Source organism: Acinetobacter sp. MF4642 (genome assembly GCF_002018925.1).
GTDB classification, from domain to species: domain Bacteria; phylum Pseudomonadota; class Gammaproteobacteria; order Pseudomonadales; family Moraxellaceae; genus Acinetobacter; species Acinetobacter johnsonii.
This window is the reverse complement of sequence record NZ_MVON01000045.1, coordinates 1-14732: the sequence shown is the minus strand read 5'-3', so window position 1 is coordinate 14732 and position 14732 is coordinate 1. Positions and strand designations below refer to the sequence as shown.

The following is a 14732-nucleotide window of genomic DNA, read 5'->3' as shown; positions in this document are numbered from 1 at the left end:
GGATAATCTTTTTCAGATTCAATTAGTAATTGAACCGCTCTTTCTCTGATTTCAGGGGTATATTTTAATTTTGTCATCGGGATAGTCTCTCAGAATATTGACTCTCCGACAAACCTGGTACGGTTCATGATCGACTTGCCTACCTTCTATGGCACTCATGACAAGGATAGAAGAACCTTCCCATTCAAACTTATTTAATACCTTTGGTGTTAGTGGAAATTCTTTGAGAGCTTCTAAGATTTCACAGTAACGATCATTAGCCGTTTGAATATTTGCTATTTTGATAAAGACTTCTCCTTGAGAGGATTGCCCTTGATACACTGAAGCCCCATTTCTCTGTGTAACTAAATCTAACGTCTTTGCCTGAATCCTATGCTTTAACTTAGATAAATCTTTCATGCTGCCTAATTTCTGTTGTGAATAAAAATGATGATGAAATAACTAAAATTTTTATTTATAAATATTATAGTTCTCTATTCAACATAAATACCTTATAAAAAATAAAAGCCGATCACATGATCGGCTTTTATACAGTAAATTATATTTATCGCGCCATTAACGCTTCAATCTCTTCTACCGACTTCACCACTTTCGCAGTCAAATTCAGTGGACCGTTTTTAGTTGCCACAATGTCATCTTCAATACGAATACCAATACCACGCCATTTCACATCGACCGTTTCATCATCAGGTGCAATGTACAAGCCCGGTTCAACCGTCACTACCATACCTTCTTCATAGGTACGCCACACACCTTCTTGCTTATATGAACCGACATCGTGCACATCCATACCGAGCCAGTGTCCTGTACCATGCATATAAAACTGACGGAAACTTTCCTTTTGGATTATCTCTTCAATATCACCTTGCATAATACCCAGATCAAGTAGACCTTGGACTAAAATGCGCACAGCAACATTATGTGGTTCCTTATACGAGTTCCCTACACGCACTGCATCAATGGCAGCAAGTTGTGCATCAAGCACTACATTATAAAGTGCTTTTTGCTCAGGGCTGAACTTTCCATTGACAGGAAAAGTACGGGTGATGTCTGAAGCATAATATTCATATTCACACGCTGCATCGATCAACACCAAATCGCCATCTTTCAGCTCTTTGTTGTTCTCTACATAGTGCAAAATGCAGGCATTTTCACCACCACCGACAATACTGTTATACGACGGCACGCAGCCATTCTGACCAAATACATAATTCAGCTCAGCTTCTAGAGCATATTCCATCATACCCGGCTTAACGGCTTGCATGGCACGAGTATGCGCTTGTGCGGAAATATCTGAAGCTGTTTGCATCAATGCAATTTCTTGTTCTGACTTAAACAAACGCATTTCATCTAAAATACGGTCTAGCTGTATCAATTGTGCAGGTGCAGCAGTCCCACGACGTGACTCACCATTGGCAGTCGTGATCCATTTTGCTACACGCGCATCAAATTCAGGCTGTTGCCCAATACGATAGAATAATTTTTCTTTGCTTAAGAGTTTTTCAATGATTTCTTCATCTAACAAATCTATCGCATACGCTTCGTCAGCTTCATAGTCATCTACCGCGCCATCCATACCTGCGCGATAACCATTCCAGATTTCCATCTCGCGGTCACGTTCACGGCAGAACAAACTGTAGCTATAACCGTCTTCATCATCTTCAGCAAAGGTTTCAATGACTGCTACGGCTTCGGGCTCAGCAAAACCTGTCAGATAAAAAAAGCTGCTATCGGTGCGGTATTTATAGTCTGCATCACGATTACGCATCGCCACTGGACTGGTTGCAATAATGGCAATACTGTTCGGACCCATTTGTGCAGCCAAACGGTCACGGCGTTCCTGAAAATCCACTTGCGTTAGTTTCATGTTTGATCTGTCTTTTTTATACCAGAGAATATAAGTGCCACGCGCACTCTATCATGTACGCGCAGCAAGTCTTATGCCAATCAGCTTGGGCGATGCGGCGTAAACATTTCTACAACATTGTTTGCTTCTGTTACAGAACGATCAATTTGTTGCTTGTTATGAAAGTGTTTAAGCAGAGAACTTTCCTCAACCGCAATCTTTTTACGGCCTACAGATAAGCTCACAGGAATTAAACGTACAAACTCGTATAACTCTTGATAGCTCTCCTCACCCTCTTCATCATCATCGGTTTCTTCAAACTCAACTGCCGCCACATCTTGTAAATGTTCGATCAGTTCCATTTCATCTGGACGAATATGACCAGACGCTAAACCAAAGCCCAGCACTACGCCTGCGCACCAATCCGCCAAAGCTTGTACACGGTCTGCCAGCGTATGAGTGTCATCGGGAAGTAATGGTAAATAGTCCAATTCATCATCAGAAAGTGCATGTGCGACATCTTCTGCTTCATCGGCTAACAACGCCAAAGCTTCTTCGCTTAACTCTGGAATTTCCAAAGTCGTGAGGATGTGTTGCCACTCTTCACGGCTCGGTGCCTGAGTTACACAAATGATACCTGTGAGTAAACCATGTAACTCACTTGGGCTAGAAATCTCTTCAATTTTAGAAAAATTTGGCTGCCATTCTGACCAACCTGAAATATCGTCTTGCATTCGTTTATCCAATCTCTATACTTCTTATATATTACCTTTGTTTGCAGCACTGTGCGACCACGATATGTTAGAAGAATTACAGCGTCTACAGGCGCATATTGGCGTTTTAAAAACGCGACTTGCTCATTTTGAAAGTGAAAATAGCACTTTAAATGCAGCTAAACTGGATGCTGAAGAACAGCACCGTTCTCAAGTTGTGCAAAAAAATGGCTTAATTACCCAGAAGCAAGAACAAATTGATGATTTAACTGAGCAATTAAGCAGCGCTCAGACCCAATATCAACACTTGAACACTGATGCGACTGCTTTGGCCGATCGGTATAGTCGTTTGGAAAAAAGTTGTACGGATTTAAAAAATCGCTTTCAGGAAATCTTGGCTGAACGTAATGAATTACGTGCAATTAAAGAAAAAATGAACAATGATCAGCGTCAAGCTCAGCAAGAAATCCAAGCACTTCAGCAAGAACGTGAAAGATTGTTACAAAAAAATGAGCATGCCAAAGCTAAAGTCGAAGCCATCATCCAACGTTTGGCTATTTTAGGTACAGAGCAAGATCATCACGCGCAAGAAATTCAACAACTTGCCCACCCTACTGAAGCTGGCGAGGAAGTTTAATCATGAGCGAACCAATTACCGTTGAATTACGTGTCTTAGGTCATAGCTTTCGTTTAATCACAACGGAAAAAGAAAAAGCCGACCTTGAACGTGCAGCTCTGCTTTTAAATGATAAATATGATGAGTTTCGTCGTAAAGCACCGCGTGTAGAACCCAGTAAAATTATCATTATGGTGGCACTAGAGTTAATGCAAGAAGTGTTGTCGATGAATAAAACACTACAAGAGTATGCGCACGCAGAACGATTACTGGCAAATATTATCGATGACGTTGCGGAACTTGTTTAAACTCGACTTAATTGAATAAAGTATCAACACTTACTCCAGTTGTTTACAGTTCGTAGCGGTGTATGAGTTGCCATCAGCGTGAGATTCGTTATACTTAAGGCAACTCTGAGGTGTTCGCCAGCGGGTCTATTCCCCTGCCGATACTTAAACTTATGGATGTGTTCTGTATATTTAGAGTGTATGCCCACTTTCATGTGGGAAACCCAGCAAGTATACGTCGCGTCCACCTTGAACTCATCGGGTTCAGGGTAACGACACATGCAGCGGCATCTTCGGAGTACTTTATTTATTTTAATAACAATAAGCTTATAACTGAACTCCTCTCTCGCTCTGTTCACTTCAATCCGCATAAATCATCAAAAGTAGGCATTACGGTAGGCTCTAAAATTATTGTGCTATATTTCTATGTATTGTTTCAATCAGTTAAAAAGTGCAATGGGGCAAAGACATAAGCTAATAAAACCATTTATTGATAGTCTCCCTCTAGAGATATCAGGGAAAAAGTTTTTTATCGTGACTCTCTAACCATTGGCTTTGGTGTTGTTGTTACCCAATCTAAAATCTACTTTATTGAAACACTCATGCCGAATGGCCAAAATAAAAGGAAAACTATTGGTAACTATGGTGTGTACCACCCTAGAACAAGCACATACAAATGCTAAACATTTATTATTTCGATCAAGATATTGGACCTGTTACTCAAAAAGAGCCATTGAAACCTAATTTCATACAAGCAAAGAAAATAGATGAATTAATCCCGAGTTTAGATGACGCTTATAACCCAAAAAATATTCCTCACTACTCATCAAAGGTCATCAACGATTTTGTAATCCAGTAGGTCAACATCGTATCAGTAATGAATTTTGAAAGAATGGTGTAGTTGATTCAAAAAGTGTTGTTCACTTCATATCACCTCGACATGATCTTAAGAACTTTATTTAAGAAGCAACTAAATGCTTGGAAGCTAAAATGGCACGAGATGACATTAAGTTGAATAAACCGGTTCTATCAATCGTAAAACGTACCTATACTCCGACTTCTGATAGATATCGACACGAAGTTTTTCAGTCAAGTAGAACAACATGATGAAGACCTATATTTAGCCATTAAGAATATTAATCACATAAAAACAAAAGCAGTAACCCTTAAATATATGTAGGTTGTGAACGTTTCCATAAAACGTTTCAAGGAAAAATGTGCTGTAGACTGACACTATTTGAAACGTTTCTTGATAGAAAGAAGATTTAGGCTAAAAAGAATTTAGTTCAAATTTAACTAGACAGACATATGAAAGAATGGACTGCCAGCTCTGGTTTGAGTTAGTACATAAAATTAACTTTCAATACGATATTGGAAGGTATTTTTAACATTCGACACACTGGTCGGTTTACCATCGACAAGACGAGGCTGATATTTAAAAGTGAGTGCAGCCTGAATCGAAGGTCGTACAAACATCGGATGGCAGTCGCCTTGTGCTTTAGGATTTTCTACCCGCCCTTTTTCGTTCACGCTATACACCACCGTACAATCCCCCTCCAGCTTACGATCCAAAGCTTGTTCAGGGTAAGCTGGTGCTATTTTTGCAACAGGTTGATAATTTTTAACATCAAATGATTCAGGATGAGTTTGTGCTTTAAGTTCTACTGATTTCTGGGTCTTCGTCTGAGTTGGTATATCCGCTTGAGACTGCGTATCTACTGTTTTCTGAGATTCCGCTACTGCCGTTTGCTTTTCCGTCACGACTTGCTGTGTCGGTTTAGACGCTGTAGGTACAATTTTGTTGCTCTGTGACTCTACAAACTTCTTGGTGGTTTTCGGTTGGATTTTAGTAGGTTTCTCAAGCTGTTTCTTGACAGGCTCATGTAAGGGTTTTTCTTCGACTATCGGCTCAGGCTTTTTAGGTTCAGGTTGTTGTTTGGCTGGAGGGGGTATTTGCACAAATTGTAATTGAATGGTTTTCGGCTTAGGTTCCACCAATGTTTCATGCATCTCAACCGTACATAACCATGCAATTAGCGCAATATGTAATCCAGCCGTGACCGAAAGCGCTAGACCTTGATCACGAAACCTAATTTTGGAAACGGTTGCCATCATGATTGTGGTTCCTCTGTCACTAGCCCCAAGTTCGTTACCCCACTTTTTTGCAAGGATGCTATGGCCTGTGCAACCAGTTGATAATCAGCATCCTGATCGGCACGTACATAAAACTGTAAGCTTTTATCTTTTTGAATAATCGGAACCAGTTTTTGTTGCATGGTGGCTAAATCAATGGCCTGATCCGTAACTTTCTCGGTATTCACTTCTGATCCAATATTCCAGTAATACTGACCATTGGCTTGAATAGATAGAGTGACAATACGCTGCTGTTGTGACGCGGGCATGACATTGGCATCCACTTTAGGCAAATCAATTTGAATGCCTTGTGTCAACATCGGTGCAGTCACCATAAAAATCACCAATAGCACCAACATGACATCAATATAAGGAACCACATTCATTTCAGCATTGAGTTTTAATTTTTGAGGACGCTTAATCATGGCTGTTGCTCCTTAACGCGAAGCGCGCTCAGTGTGCCCCAACAAACGATAAATACGCGTTTGCAACTCATTGGCAAAACCGTAATAACGACTGGAAAGCTTGTCAGCACGTGCCGAAAAGCGGTTATACGCGACTACCGCAGGAATAGCGGCAAATAAACCAATGGCTGTTGCAATCAGCGCTTCTGCAATTCCTGGTGCAACTGTATTGAGGGTTGCCTGTTCAACGGCAGACAGTCCAATAAACGCATTCATAATGCCCCAGACCGTTCCAAATAAGCCTATATAAGGGCTGACTGAACCGACTGTTGCGAGAAAGGTAAGATTTTGCTGAAGCTTTTCTTCTTCTTCACTGATGCTGCTGAGCAAACGACGTTCTACCCCATCAATTACATCACTTGTAGTAAGTTGCTCATCTTTGATCAATTGATGGTATTCATCAACCCCATGTTGAAAAATGCTGACAACTCCTTTTTGTTGTTCAGGCTGTTGGTAGTCTTGCTGTAAAAGATTGAGATCTTTTTGCTGTCTAAAATTCTTTAAAAAGCGGTTCCAAAGCTGCTCTTGTCCACGAAGTAACATACCGTGACGCACGATTAAATACCAACTTACTACTGAGGATAAAACCAAAATCAACATCACTACTTTCACCAACACACTAGCATGGCTAATCAACATCCAAACTGACATTTGATCCATCGTTGCTTGCATAACGCACTCCAATTTTTTTACTGCATGGTGCAGTACATATATATTTTTAAAATGGGCTGTGACTCTTTGCCCCAGCCTATGTACTAAAGCCCTATTTATTCCAAATGCAGGGCTTGAGCGATTTTCTCCCACGGCACGTATTTAAAGTTCTGATTGGTTTCAGGCATACGTTTACGTCCATCTTGCACCACCAACATGCCTTGCTTCCATTTGCCACCAAAATTTAGGGAGCTCACATCTAGTCCATCTGTTTCAGACACAGCGTCAATGCCTTTTTCGGTATTGATGCCTACACGGAATGCGCCACGAACCTTATAAGGTGCTGCGGCATCAAGCACCACAAAGCTGTCATTGCCTTGGCTTGAAACCACCAAATAACTTTGCTTTTTGCCGTGATAAAGTCCCATTCCCTCAATGTCATCATGCATCACCTCTCCTACGCCAATCACCTGCTGCATAGGAAGCTGAGATTTTGGGTTGAGATCTTTTACCCACACCGCGACATCTTCTTCACCCAAGAAAATACGCCCTGTGGCATCGTCTACGACACAGCCTTCAGGTTGGGTTTTCACTGAAAAACGTTGTACTTCTTCAGCCCTTAATTTTTGCTGTGTAGCCGTGATGTGGTATTGAACAAAAGTCCCGTTTTTATCGTTGGGAATGGCATAGATTTCCCCTTGAGCATCGCGGTACATACAAATGCCATAAATATCATCCAATGTAGTTGCTAACTCGCCGAGCACAGAAACCTTGCCCGTTTTGGGTTGAATCGCAAAGAGATGCAGGCTGTTATGATCTCGGTTCGATGCCACAGCCAAATCGACCGTTTGATTGCCCCATTTAAAACCGTGGCGTACATCAACATTATTCAATCGCCCTACTGGCAAATACTGCACGGTTTTGCCCTGTAAATCGTTAACCTGTAGACCACCTTGTTTATCTGTCGCTAAAATACGGGACTGACTCGGCTGTGCAGCGTTATGCCAAATCGCAGGATCATCAGCCGCATCACCTGTACTTGGCACGCCCTCCGTCTGCACTTCTGCTGGAATAGTGATGATATTTTGGGCTTTGGTCTGGGTCTGAGTTTCCCATTCCACATCTGTCACTTTCACGGTTTTATCATCTAAAATCAGCAAGGATTTATCAGTTAAATTACCTTGAACACTCAAAGTCTCTGCTTCTTTCACCGTGTCTAGTTGTAAAGGCGGCTGTGCTTTCCATTGCTTATCTTGCTTTTGATAACGATAAAGCAAAGGTTTTTCTGCATCGAGTACAGCGATATGATCATCTACAATCGCAATTGCAGAGGGTGAACCTTGCATCGAACCAAAGGGTTGCACGAGATCTACCGCTTGACGCACCATGTCAGCTTCAGAATGTGCTGGATATGCCCAAACCCCAACATTCTCTTCATTAATGAACAGCTCTGCGGTGCTATCATTCACTTTGCATACACTGCTGGCAGGTGGAAAACTAAGACGACGTACCAACTGTGGTTGAACCAAAGCCTTTTCATGCTGAGCCACCAACCATTGCTCACCAAGCCCCTCTTCACCCACTAAAAAAGCAAAACTCAGTCCTTGAGCATCGGTATATAGGCAAACATCTTCAGACTTAAATGAACGCTTTGGAATGAAGCTAGGTTTGTCCCATGCTTTATTTTTTAAGTTCATGCTCATCAGTTGAATTTGCTGTTGTTGCACATTTGACGCAGCAATCAATAAACGCTCCGAACCAATCCGATAATCAAAACGCCCAAACTGACCTTGAATTTGATGTAGTACATTTTGTTGATCATCTAAAATTTGTAGCCCTTTATTTTTACTGCTCAACAGTGCGGCAACTTCAGGCCATGCACTCAAGCTTAACCATTGTACGTCCTCAGTTTTCGCCCCATTCATGTCGACTTCACGTAGTTGCAACTTCGCTGCCATGGGCTGATCTATTGGTATTTCAACTGGGCTTAACAATTGGCTACTCTGCGTAGGCTGAAGCACACTGTGTTGACTACATGCTGTCAGTAACAGTAAGCAACTGCTTAAGGCTGACAATTTAAAAGATGAAAATTTCATAGAGACACTCAAAATTGGGCAAGGAACCTCAGGTCTGCTTCTGCTGAGCAAACCTGGGAACTAAATTTAATTCGACTTAAAAATGGGTGTAGGTCAGTGCAAGTTTGTATGCTGGGCCATACTCTTCATATTGCGCGTTATAAGCCTTAGAACCTGCATAGTTGTAATAAGTTTCATCGGTGATGTTTTGTACATCAAACTTGAGCTGTAAGTTTTTAGATAAGTTCACATGACTACTAAAATCAAGAAAGATTTGGTCATCGGTATAAATATCTTTCTCAGGCGTATCAATGTCACCAAGTTCATACAGATAACTCGATTTATAATTTGCTGAAAGTCGTACACCAAAACGTTCATTTTCCCAACCAATCATGGCATTACCGACCACATCCGACTGGTTTGGTAAATGAATACGACGGCTCAGAAGTTCGCCATCTTTCATCGAATCAATATCCGCCTCTGACTTACTAAAGGTGGTATTTAAACCCAACAAGAACCCGTTCCATGGTGCTCCTAGATGGTCAAACTTTTGTGAGTAGGCAAACTCCATCCCGTACAGTTTTGCTTCATTACCATTTTTATAGGTTATAGCTTCATCAAAGTCAGCCCATTGCCCTGTTCCTGCAATATTGGTGTTATAAATAAAGTTATCGATATCTTTATAAAATGCGTAGAAGCCCACCATACTGGCTTTGCCAAAATATTTTTCTACGCCTAAGTCAAAGTTTGAGGACTCCAAAGGTTTGAGCATTGGGTTACCAAACTCAGCTTCATCACCATCGATATAAACACCTGGTGCACTTTGCGCAAAGTTTGGACGTACCACACTATTGGTCCAAGCGGCACGGAGGTAAGCGTTATCGGCCAATTGATAACGAAAATGTAAACTCGGCAACCAATGATCATAGTCATTTTCATGTTTAGTCGCAGTGATCACATCATCGTTAAACTCAAAACCACGTGCTTCAAAGTTGGTATTTTCATAACGTAAGCCTGCAATCACACGCAGTTGATCCAAATCAACGGTATTCATGACATAAGCCGCTTGTATGTCTTCATTCGACTTAAAGTCATTAATGATTGAACCGTCAGCAACCACATAATCATTTGGATTTAATCCACTGATTTTATCTTTAATAGCGTTTTTATTAATGGTTGGACCAAACTGACCCAGTTCATAATGGCTGTTTGAATTGAAATCTGAACTTGACGTACTGAGATCTTCATATTTCCATTCATCGGTATTGTTGGTTTTTTCACGTTGACTGATTTTTCCGCCGAACTTCAATGCAGCAGCATAATTCCCCAGCATATAGTCTTTCAAAAAGTCTAATTTACCGTTGTATTCTTTATCGGTGGTTTTAGATTTTTCCCACGACACCGAATCTAACTCATAGTTGGCCGCATCATAAAAATCTTGGTCTGCCGTAATTACAGGTTTTTGCGTACTATTAAATCCAACATTACTAAAATCACCTTGGTATTTTGCCCCCGAAATTCCCCCTGGATTTTCCTCCGATGCTTCGCTATAACCGAGCTGGCCTTCCACCGTCCACGTGCCAAAACCTTGCTTACCACCGAGGACAAAAGACTGTATTTCTTGTGTTTCTTCACGGCTCTTCAGTGAACGAGTCACTTCTACATCACCACGCTGGCCTGCAAGTTGTGGATCAGAAAATTCAGCCGCCACTTCCTGACGTGATTCAGTGTCTTTAAAGCGACTATATAAAGTTCTTAAATAGTATTCGCCTGTGTCATTCGGACGGTAATCAAAGTTTAAACCCGCACCAATGCGCTCACGCTCGATGTCATATTGACGCATTGCGGTTTCTTCAAGTGCGTCACCATCCCAAGCCCCCCCCGTTTCAACATTGTCCGAGCCAAATTTTCGGTTTTGATAACTCAGTGCCAGTGCCACCCCAAGATTGTCTTGCCCCTCACCAACACTGAAACGATTACTGATAGCACCAGATGCTTTAGGGCTATATTTTTCCCGTTTTTCATCATAACCACCTTCAACCGTTCCTGTATAAAACAAACCGTCATGGTCAAAAGCCGATAAACTTTCAACCTGCACCGTACCACCTAATGAGTTGGCATCCATATCTGGTGTCAGCGTTTTCACCACAGCCAAAGACTGCACCAGCTCTGAAGGTAAGACATCCAATGCTACGCCACGGCGATCGCTTTCAGGCGCGGGAACCAAAGTACCATTGATGGTTACTGCATTTAAGTCAGCGCCTAAACCACGAACCGAAACAAAACGTCCTTCGCCTTGGTCACGCTCTGTAGATACACCCGGTATCCGTTGCAAAGCTTCTGCGGCATTGTCATCGGGTAATTGTCCGATGCCATCGGCATGTACCACACTGCTGATTTGGTCGGCACGTTTTTGTTCTTTGAGTGCTTTATCCATACTTGCAGCTTGACCAATGACCTGTACATATTCCACCGTGTTATCTTCGGCATGTAGATGCGTCATGCTCAGCATTGACAGGACCAGTGTACTCAGCTGAAAACCCGCACGCTTATGTTTCATGAAACGGCTCTGATTATTTTGCATTATGTTCTTCCCCTCAAGCCAAAGTGGCATGGTTTGAACGCACAATAGAAATTGAATGTGAACATGATGTGACAGTCCCTTTTGCGAGCTGCTCTTTTTATTTGTTTTTGGCCATTTTCAGCAAAAAGTGAGCTAATTTGATCTGTATAGAGAAAATACTGAGCATACAGAATGATGCATATTCACCTCAAGGATAGGGTTTTTCAGCATTTTTATTCTCAAAAATCAAAAATACATTGATCTATTTTGACTCTAGCCTTTGCCATCAAACTGTCATCTAAATCTGTTTAGCTTGGGCGAAAATAAATCATTTCAAAAAATGCTATGCCTAAATACTTTGCTTACTACCGCTGGCCTTTATTATGTGTAGCGACTGCCTGTAGCTTATCCCTTTGGTTGTTTATCTTACTTGGGCAGAGCAAGTCATTTGCTGAATGGAGCTGGGTCGATATTTTAGGTGAAGGGGGAGCAACTGTTTTTATTGGTATTTGGATTTTCTTTATTATTAAAAGCCGTCCTTTGGGCCGTGTAACCAACTATATCTTTTATGGACTGTGTTTTATTTTTTTCCACATGTGGATGGACAGCTTAGATGAGTTTATTCGCCTGCCTAAAGAAATCATGTGGGATGCATGGCTTGAGTCCATTCCTTTTCCAATTGGACTGTATCTATTTACCATCGGGATTTATTTTTGGCATCAAGAAGAACTGGCGATTTCTAAACACATGCAAAAACGAGAACGTATTTATCGGGATCATCGCTTATTCGATGCACTCACCCCTTTGGCCGATGCGCATTATTTTAAAACACAGCTCAAAACTGCAATCGAGCAAAACTTGCATGAACCCAGCGATATGTCCGTCATATTGTTAGATATGCATAATTTTAATCAGATTAATCAAACACATGGTTTTGATGAAGGCACATCTATTTTACAGCATGTTTCACAATTGATTAGCTTAAACTTACGACCACAAGACCTGCTCTGCCGCTTCGCAGGAGATCGTTTTATTATGCTGTTACCAGAGACGAAGCTACAACAGGCTGAAAAAATGGCAGCTCAGCTTGAGCGCATGCTTATGGTCAGTGCTTATTATCAACGTGATTTGTCCGTGCATATTCCTTTAAAAGCACTCACGACCTGCTGTTCAGTCGGGCAATACCAAACTGCTCAGCAACTTTTGAGTGCCTTAAATCAGCAATTGCTCCAAGTGAAGCAATACTACTCACCAAAGCGAGTCACCGTATGAGCTTTGAATGCGACTACAGCTACATTCCTGCGCATCATCAATTGTCTATTTTAATTGATTTAGCAGTCAGCCATGAAGTCGAACATCACGTCCTGCTCAGTGGCAGCAGTATTTTCTTAGAAGATATCTTTTCGGGGCAAAAACTAATTAGTCAACAACAGTTACAACAGGTTTTAAAAAATGCTGAACAGTGTTTTCGCAATCAGGACATCAGTTTCTTATTTGGTCAGCGCAGTTTAACCACTCCCTTTAATGACGCCATTAAATCCATGCTTTATGCATCGACCTTCGATGAGGCGCTTAGCCGTTATTTAACATTTTCCGCGTCCGTTTCACCATGGTTATGCCCTCGACTCATGTATAGTCAAAGCCATATTCATATTTATTGGTTAGATGAAAACAAGCTTGAAAATCGCTTTTTAATCGAAAGTGCAATGAGTGCAATACAAGCGTTTAGCCGTCAACTGTACCAAGCCAAATTAGCGTGGAAATTCGAGTTTAATTTTTCTGAACCGGATTATATTGAACAATATTGGACACATTTAGGCAGTGCTTTAGAGTTTAATCGCCCGATCAACATGATGAGCCTACCTCGCGATTTGATTTATGAAAAACTTCCCAATGCCTCTTCGACCTTAGCTTCAATCAGTTATCAATATGCGCTGAAAGAAATGACAGCTCAAAATATTCAACAGAGTTTTTTGCTCAGTTTGCACCAATATTTAATGCAGAATATTCAAAATAATATTCAACTCGAGCAAACCGCTGACTATTTTCAAATGAGTTCTGCCACCTTAAAACGTAAACTGAAAAAGCATCAGACCCATTTTCAGGCACAACTCGATCAAAGTCGTTTGCATACCGCCATCATTTTATATCGTGTACATGGTTTTAAAACTGAACAGATTTCTCAGTATTTACAAATTAACGATGCCACTAATTTTCGACGTGCGTTTAAGCGGTGGAGTGGTTTAACCGTACAAGCTGCGCAACCCTAATCCCTTATTTTTCACTCTCAAAATCACGGTTTTTGCTGTTGTAATGCCGAAATTAAAAGTCAAAAAATCATCAGCTAATCACTAAAGTCTGCATAGTCACGTTCGCTGTATTTTTCTGTATGTGTCCAAGGTGTAGCAACATGTTGGCCAATTTTGCGCACGGTAAAGGTTTTGGCATAGCCTGAGGTCGGTTTGAGCAATTCATATTTTTGAACCAGTTGATCCTGTTCACTCCATATAATATTCAACGTTTGCCCAGCACTGCGTATTTGATAATGCGCTAACTTCGAATCACGTTGAATCAATTGTGCTCGCTTTAAAATGTCAGGATGAATCAAACTATATTCACAGCGCCAACAGTTTTTCATCCCTAGCATTTCTTGATCGACATCCTGCAATTGCACCCGCATTTTTTCATCTGGCAAAATATAAAAACGCTGAAACGGACTTACTACGTTTACGTTTGCTTGCTCGACTTCATCTTTGCGCTGCATCCACTGAATTGCACTGTCAAAACTCACATGCTCATGGGTGTCTGTTTTGGCAGACACATGAGCGTTGCTATGTGTCTGGGCTTCGTCAGCATGCGTTTGTGTGTTTAAACGTTCAATCCAAATATTTTGCGCATCTCGAATTATTTTCTCACTGTATTTTTGAATGGTCGTGACCCCATTGGCATCCAACCGTTCAATCTGATAATCAATACGATATTCATCGGCTGACCATACCCATGGACTGAACAAACTGAAAGACAATGCTAAGAACTTCATTTTGAATTTGAACGGCCGTATTAATCTTGTATCCATTAGAATCCAAATGCCTTTTTCAATTGCTCAAATACCCATGTATTTTCTTGTGTGCCTTTGAAAAGATTTGAATTCTTTCCTTCAGCAAACAGCATCACATCTCCGCCGCCATGTGTTTCGCTTTTCGCCAGTTGTACCCCGACTTCTTGTTTATAGTCGTCGGCAAAGGCTTGCTCGTTGCTAGGGTCTGTTGAGAATTACCGAGAGTTAATTAAACTCGCGCACAGTTGAATCATGGCTTCAAAACTCGTATCTGTTTTACAACTACGCATCGCTATACGTTTAAATTCTTTTAACTTACAGAAATA

At 41.2% G+C, this 14732-nt stretch carries 13 protein-coding genes, 1 other RNA gene and 1 pseudogene; 5 read left to right on the top strand and 10 right to left on the bottom strand.

Annotated elements, in window-relative coordinates; genetic code table 11:
• Positions 1 to 51: 51 nt before the first annotated feature.
• The 3 genes from MF4642_RS15600 to MF4642_RS15590 all read right to left on the bottom strand — a co-directional run bounded on the left by MF4642_RS15600 (position 52) and on the right by MF4642_RS15590 (position 2580).
• Entirely contained in the window at positions 52 to 399 is a 348-nt protein-coding gene (locus MF4642_RS15600; RefSeq protein WP_078426784.1) for a hypothetical protein, read from the bottom strand.
• Positions 400 to 544: 145 nt separating this feature from the next.
• Complete coding sequence (gene pepP / locus MF4642_RS15595) at positions 545 to 1867, bottom strand: Xaa-Pro aminopeptidase (protein ID WP_035326899.1); 1323 nt, start codon at positions 1865 to 1867, stop codon at positions 545 to 547.
• Between the two features lie 80 nt (positions 1868 to 1947).
• The gene (locus tag MF4642_RS15590) at positions 1948 to 2580 is read right to left on the bottom strand and encodes a UPF0149 family protein (RefSeq protein ID WP_004980864.1); all 633 of its coding nucleotides are present in this window, start codon (positions 2578 to 2580) and stop codon (positions 1948 to 1950) included.
• Between the two features lie 64 nt (positions 2581 to 2644).
• Here MF4642_RS15590 and MF4642_RS15585 point away from each other — a divergent pair, with 64 nt between their 5' ends.
• The 3 genes from MF4642_RS15585 (at position 2645) to ssrS (ending at position 3766) form a co-directional block, all read left to right on the top strand.
• Positions 2645 to 3196, top strand: coding sequence for a hypothetical protein (locus tag MF4642_RS15585; RefSeq protein WP_004980866.1), 552 nt, complete (start codon positions 2645 to 2647; stop codon positions 3194 to 3196).
• Positions 3197 to 3198: 2 nt separating this feature from the next.
• Positions 3199 to 3483, top strand: coding sequence for a cell division protein ZapA (locus tag MF4642_RS15580; RefSeq protein WP_078426783.1), 285 nt, complete (start codon positions 3199 to 3201; stop codon positions 3481 to 3483).
• A 99-nt stretch (positions 3484 to 3582) separates the two neighbouring features.
• Positions 3583 to 3766: non-coding RNA, 6S RNA (gene ssrS / locus MF4642_RS15575), on the top strand.
• 1049 nt (positions 3767 to 4815) lie between these two features.
• Here the strand turns inward: ssrS and MF4642_RS15565 are convergent.
• The 5 genes from MF4642_RS15565 to MF4642_RS15545 form a co-directional block, all read right to left on the bottom strand.
• Positions 4816 to 5577 carry an energy transducer TonB gene (locus MF4642_RS15565; protein ID WP_227518565.1) on the bottom strand — a complete coding sequence of 254 codons (762 nt, stop codon included), beginning with the start codon at positions 5575 to 5577 and terminating at the stop codon, positions 4816 to 4818.
• Positions 5574 to 6020 (bottom strand): protein TolR, encoded by a 447-nt coding sequence (gene tolR, locus MF4642_RS15560; RefSeq protein ID WP_004694251.1) that lies wholly within the window; start codon positions 6018 to 6020, stop codon positions 5574 to 5576. The genes MF4642_RS15565 and tolR overlap by 4 nt, the downstream gene beginning before the upstream one ends.
• Before the next feature lie 12 nt (positions 6021 to 6032).
• On the bottom strand, positions 6033 to 6731 hold the full coding sequence (tolQ, locus tag MF4642_RS15555; protein ID WP_004694253.1) for a protein TolQ: 699 nt from the start codon (positions 6729 to 6731) through the stop codon (positions 6033 to 6035).
• Between the two features lie 95 nt (positions 6732 to 6826).
• Positions 6827 to 8806, bottom strand: a complete 1980-nt coding sequence (locus tag MF4642_RS15550; protein ID WP_078426782.1) for a phytase — start codon at positions 8804 to 8806, stop codon at positions 6827 to 6829.
• A 76-nt stretch (positions 8807 to 8882) separates the two neighbouring features.
• The gene (locus MF4642_RS15545; RefSeq protein WP_078426781.1) at positions 8883 to 11369 is read right to left on the bottom strand and encodes a TonB-dependent receptor; all 2487 of its coding nucleotides are present in this window, start codon (positions 11367 to 11369) and stop codon (positions 8883 to 8885) included.
• Between the two features lie 324 nt (positions 11370 to 11693).
• On the opposite strand from MF4642_RS15545, the gene MF4642_RS15540 reads away from it, so the two are divergent.
• Positions 11694 to 12620 carry a diguanylate cyclase domain-containing protein gene (locus MF4642_RS15540; protein WP_078426780.1) on the top strand — a complete coding sequence of 309 codons (927 nt, stop codon included), beginning with the start codon at positions 11694 to 11696 and terminating at the stop codon, positions 12618 to 12620.
• Positions 12617 to 13618, top strand: coding sequence for a helix-turn-helix transcriptional regulator (locus tag MF4642_RS15535; RefSeq protein WP_078426779.1), 1002 nt, complete (start codon positions 12617 to 12619; stop codon positions 13616 to 13618). Before MF4642_RS15540 ends, MF4642_RS15535 begins: the two co-directional genes overlap by 4 nt.
• A gap of 74 nt (positions 13619 to 13692) precedes the next feature.
• Here the strand turns inward: MF4642_RS15535 and MF4642_RS15530 are convergent, their stop codons facing one another.
• Together MF4642_RS15530 and MF4642_RS15525 are read right to left on the bottom strand one after the other, a co-directional pair.
• Positions 13693 to 14424: a hypothetical protein gene (locus tag MF4642_RS15530; RefSeq protein ID WP_078426778.1), complete on the bottom strand. Its 732-nt coding sequence runs from the start codon at positions 14422 to 14424 to the stop codon at positions 13693 to 13695.
• A pseudogene (locus MF4642_RS15525) lies at positions 14424 to 14594 on the bottom strand (alkaline phosphatase); the annotation flags it as partial. The gene MF4642_RS15530 and the pseudogene MF4642_RS15525, both read right to left, overlap by 1 nt.
• Positions 14595 to 14732: the final 138 nt, after the last annotated feature.

Bases quoted from the DNA above. Each gene is read 5' to 3' on its own strand.
- MF4642_RS15565 (WP_227518565.1), bottom strand. From the start codon at position 5,577: ATGATGGCAACCGTTTCCAAAATTAGGTTTCGTGATCAAGGTCTAGCG.
- MF4642_RS15545 (WP_078426781.1), bottom strand. From the start codon at position 11,369: ATGCAAAATAATCAGAGCCGTTTCATGAAACATAAGCGTGCGGGTTTT.
- MF4642_RS15585 (WP_004980866.1), top strand. From the start codon at position 2,645: ATGTTAGAAGAATTACAGCGTCTACAGGCGCATATTGGCGTTTTAAAA.
- MF4642_RS15540 (WP_078426780.1), top strand. From the start codon at position 11,694: ATGCCTAAATACTTTGCTTACTACCGCTGGCCTTTATTATGTGTAGCG.
- MF4642_RS15580 (WP_078426783.1), top strand. From the start codon at position 3,199: ATGAGCGAACCAATTACCGTTGAATTACGTGTCTTAGGTCATAGCTTT.
- MF4642_RS15600 (WP_078426784.1), bottom strand. From the start codon at position 399: ATGAAAGATTTATCTAAGTTAAAGCATAGGATTCAGGCAAAGACGTTA.
- MF4642_RS15530 (WP_078426778.1), bottom strand. From the start codon at position 14,424: ATGGATACAAGATTAATACGGCCGTTCAAATTCAAAATGAAGTTCTTA.
- tolQ (WP_004694253.1), bottom strand. From the start codon at position 6,731: ATGCAAGCAACGATGGATCAAATGTCAGTTTGGATGTTGATTAGCCAT.
- MF4642_RS15535 (WP_078426779.1), top strand. From the start codon at position 12,617: ATGAGCTTTGAATGCGACTACAGCTACATTCCTGCGCATCATCAATTG.
- tolR (WP_004694251.1), bottom strand. From the start codon at position 6,020: ATGATTAAGCGTCCTCAAAAATTAAAACTCAATGCTGAAATGAATGTG.
- pepP (WP_035326899.1), bottom strand. From the start codon at position 1,867: ATGAAACTAACGCAAGTGGATTTTCAGGAACGCCGTGACCGTTTGGCT.
- MF4642_RS15550 (WP_078426782.1), bottom strand. From the start codon at position 8,806: ATGAAATTTTCATCTTTTAAATTGTCAGCCTTAAGCAGTTGCTTACTG.
- MF4642_RS15590 (WP_004980864.1), bottom strand. From the start codon at position 2,580: ATGCAAGACGATATTTCAGGTTGGTCAGAATGGCAGCCAAATTTTTCT.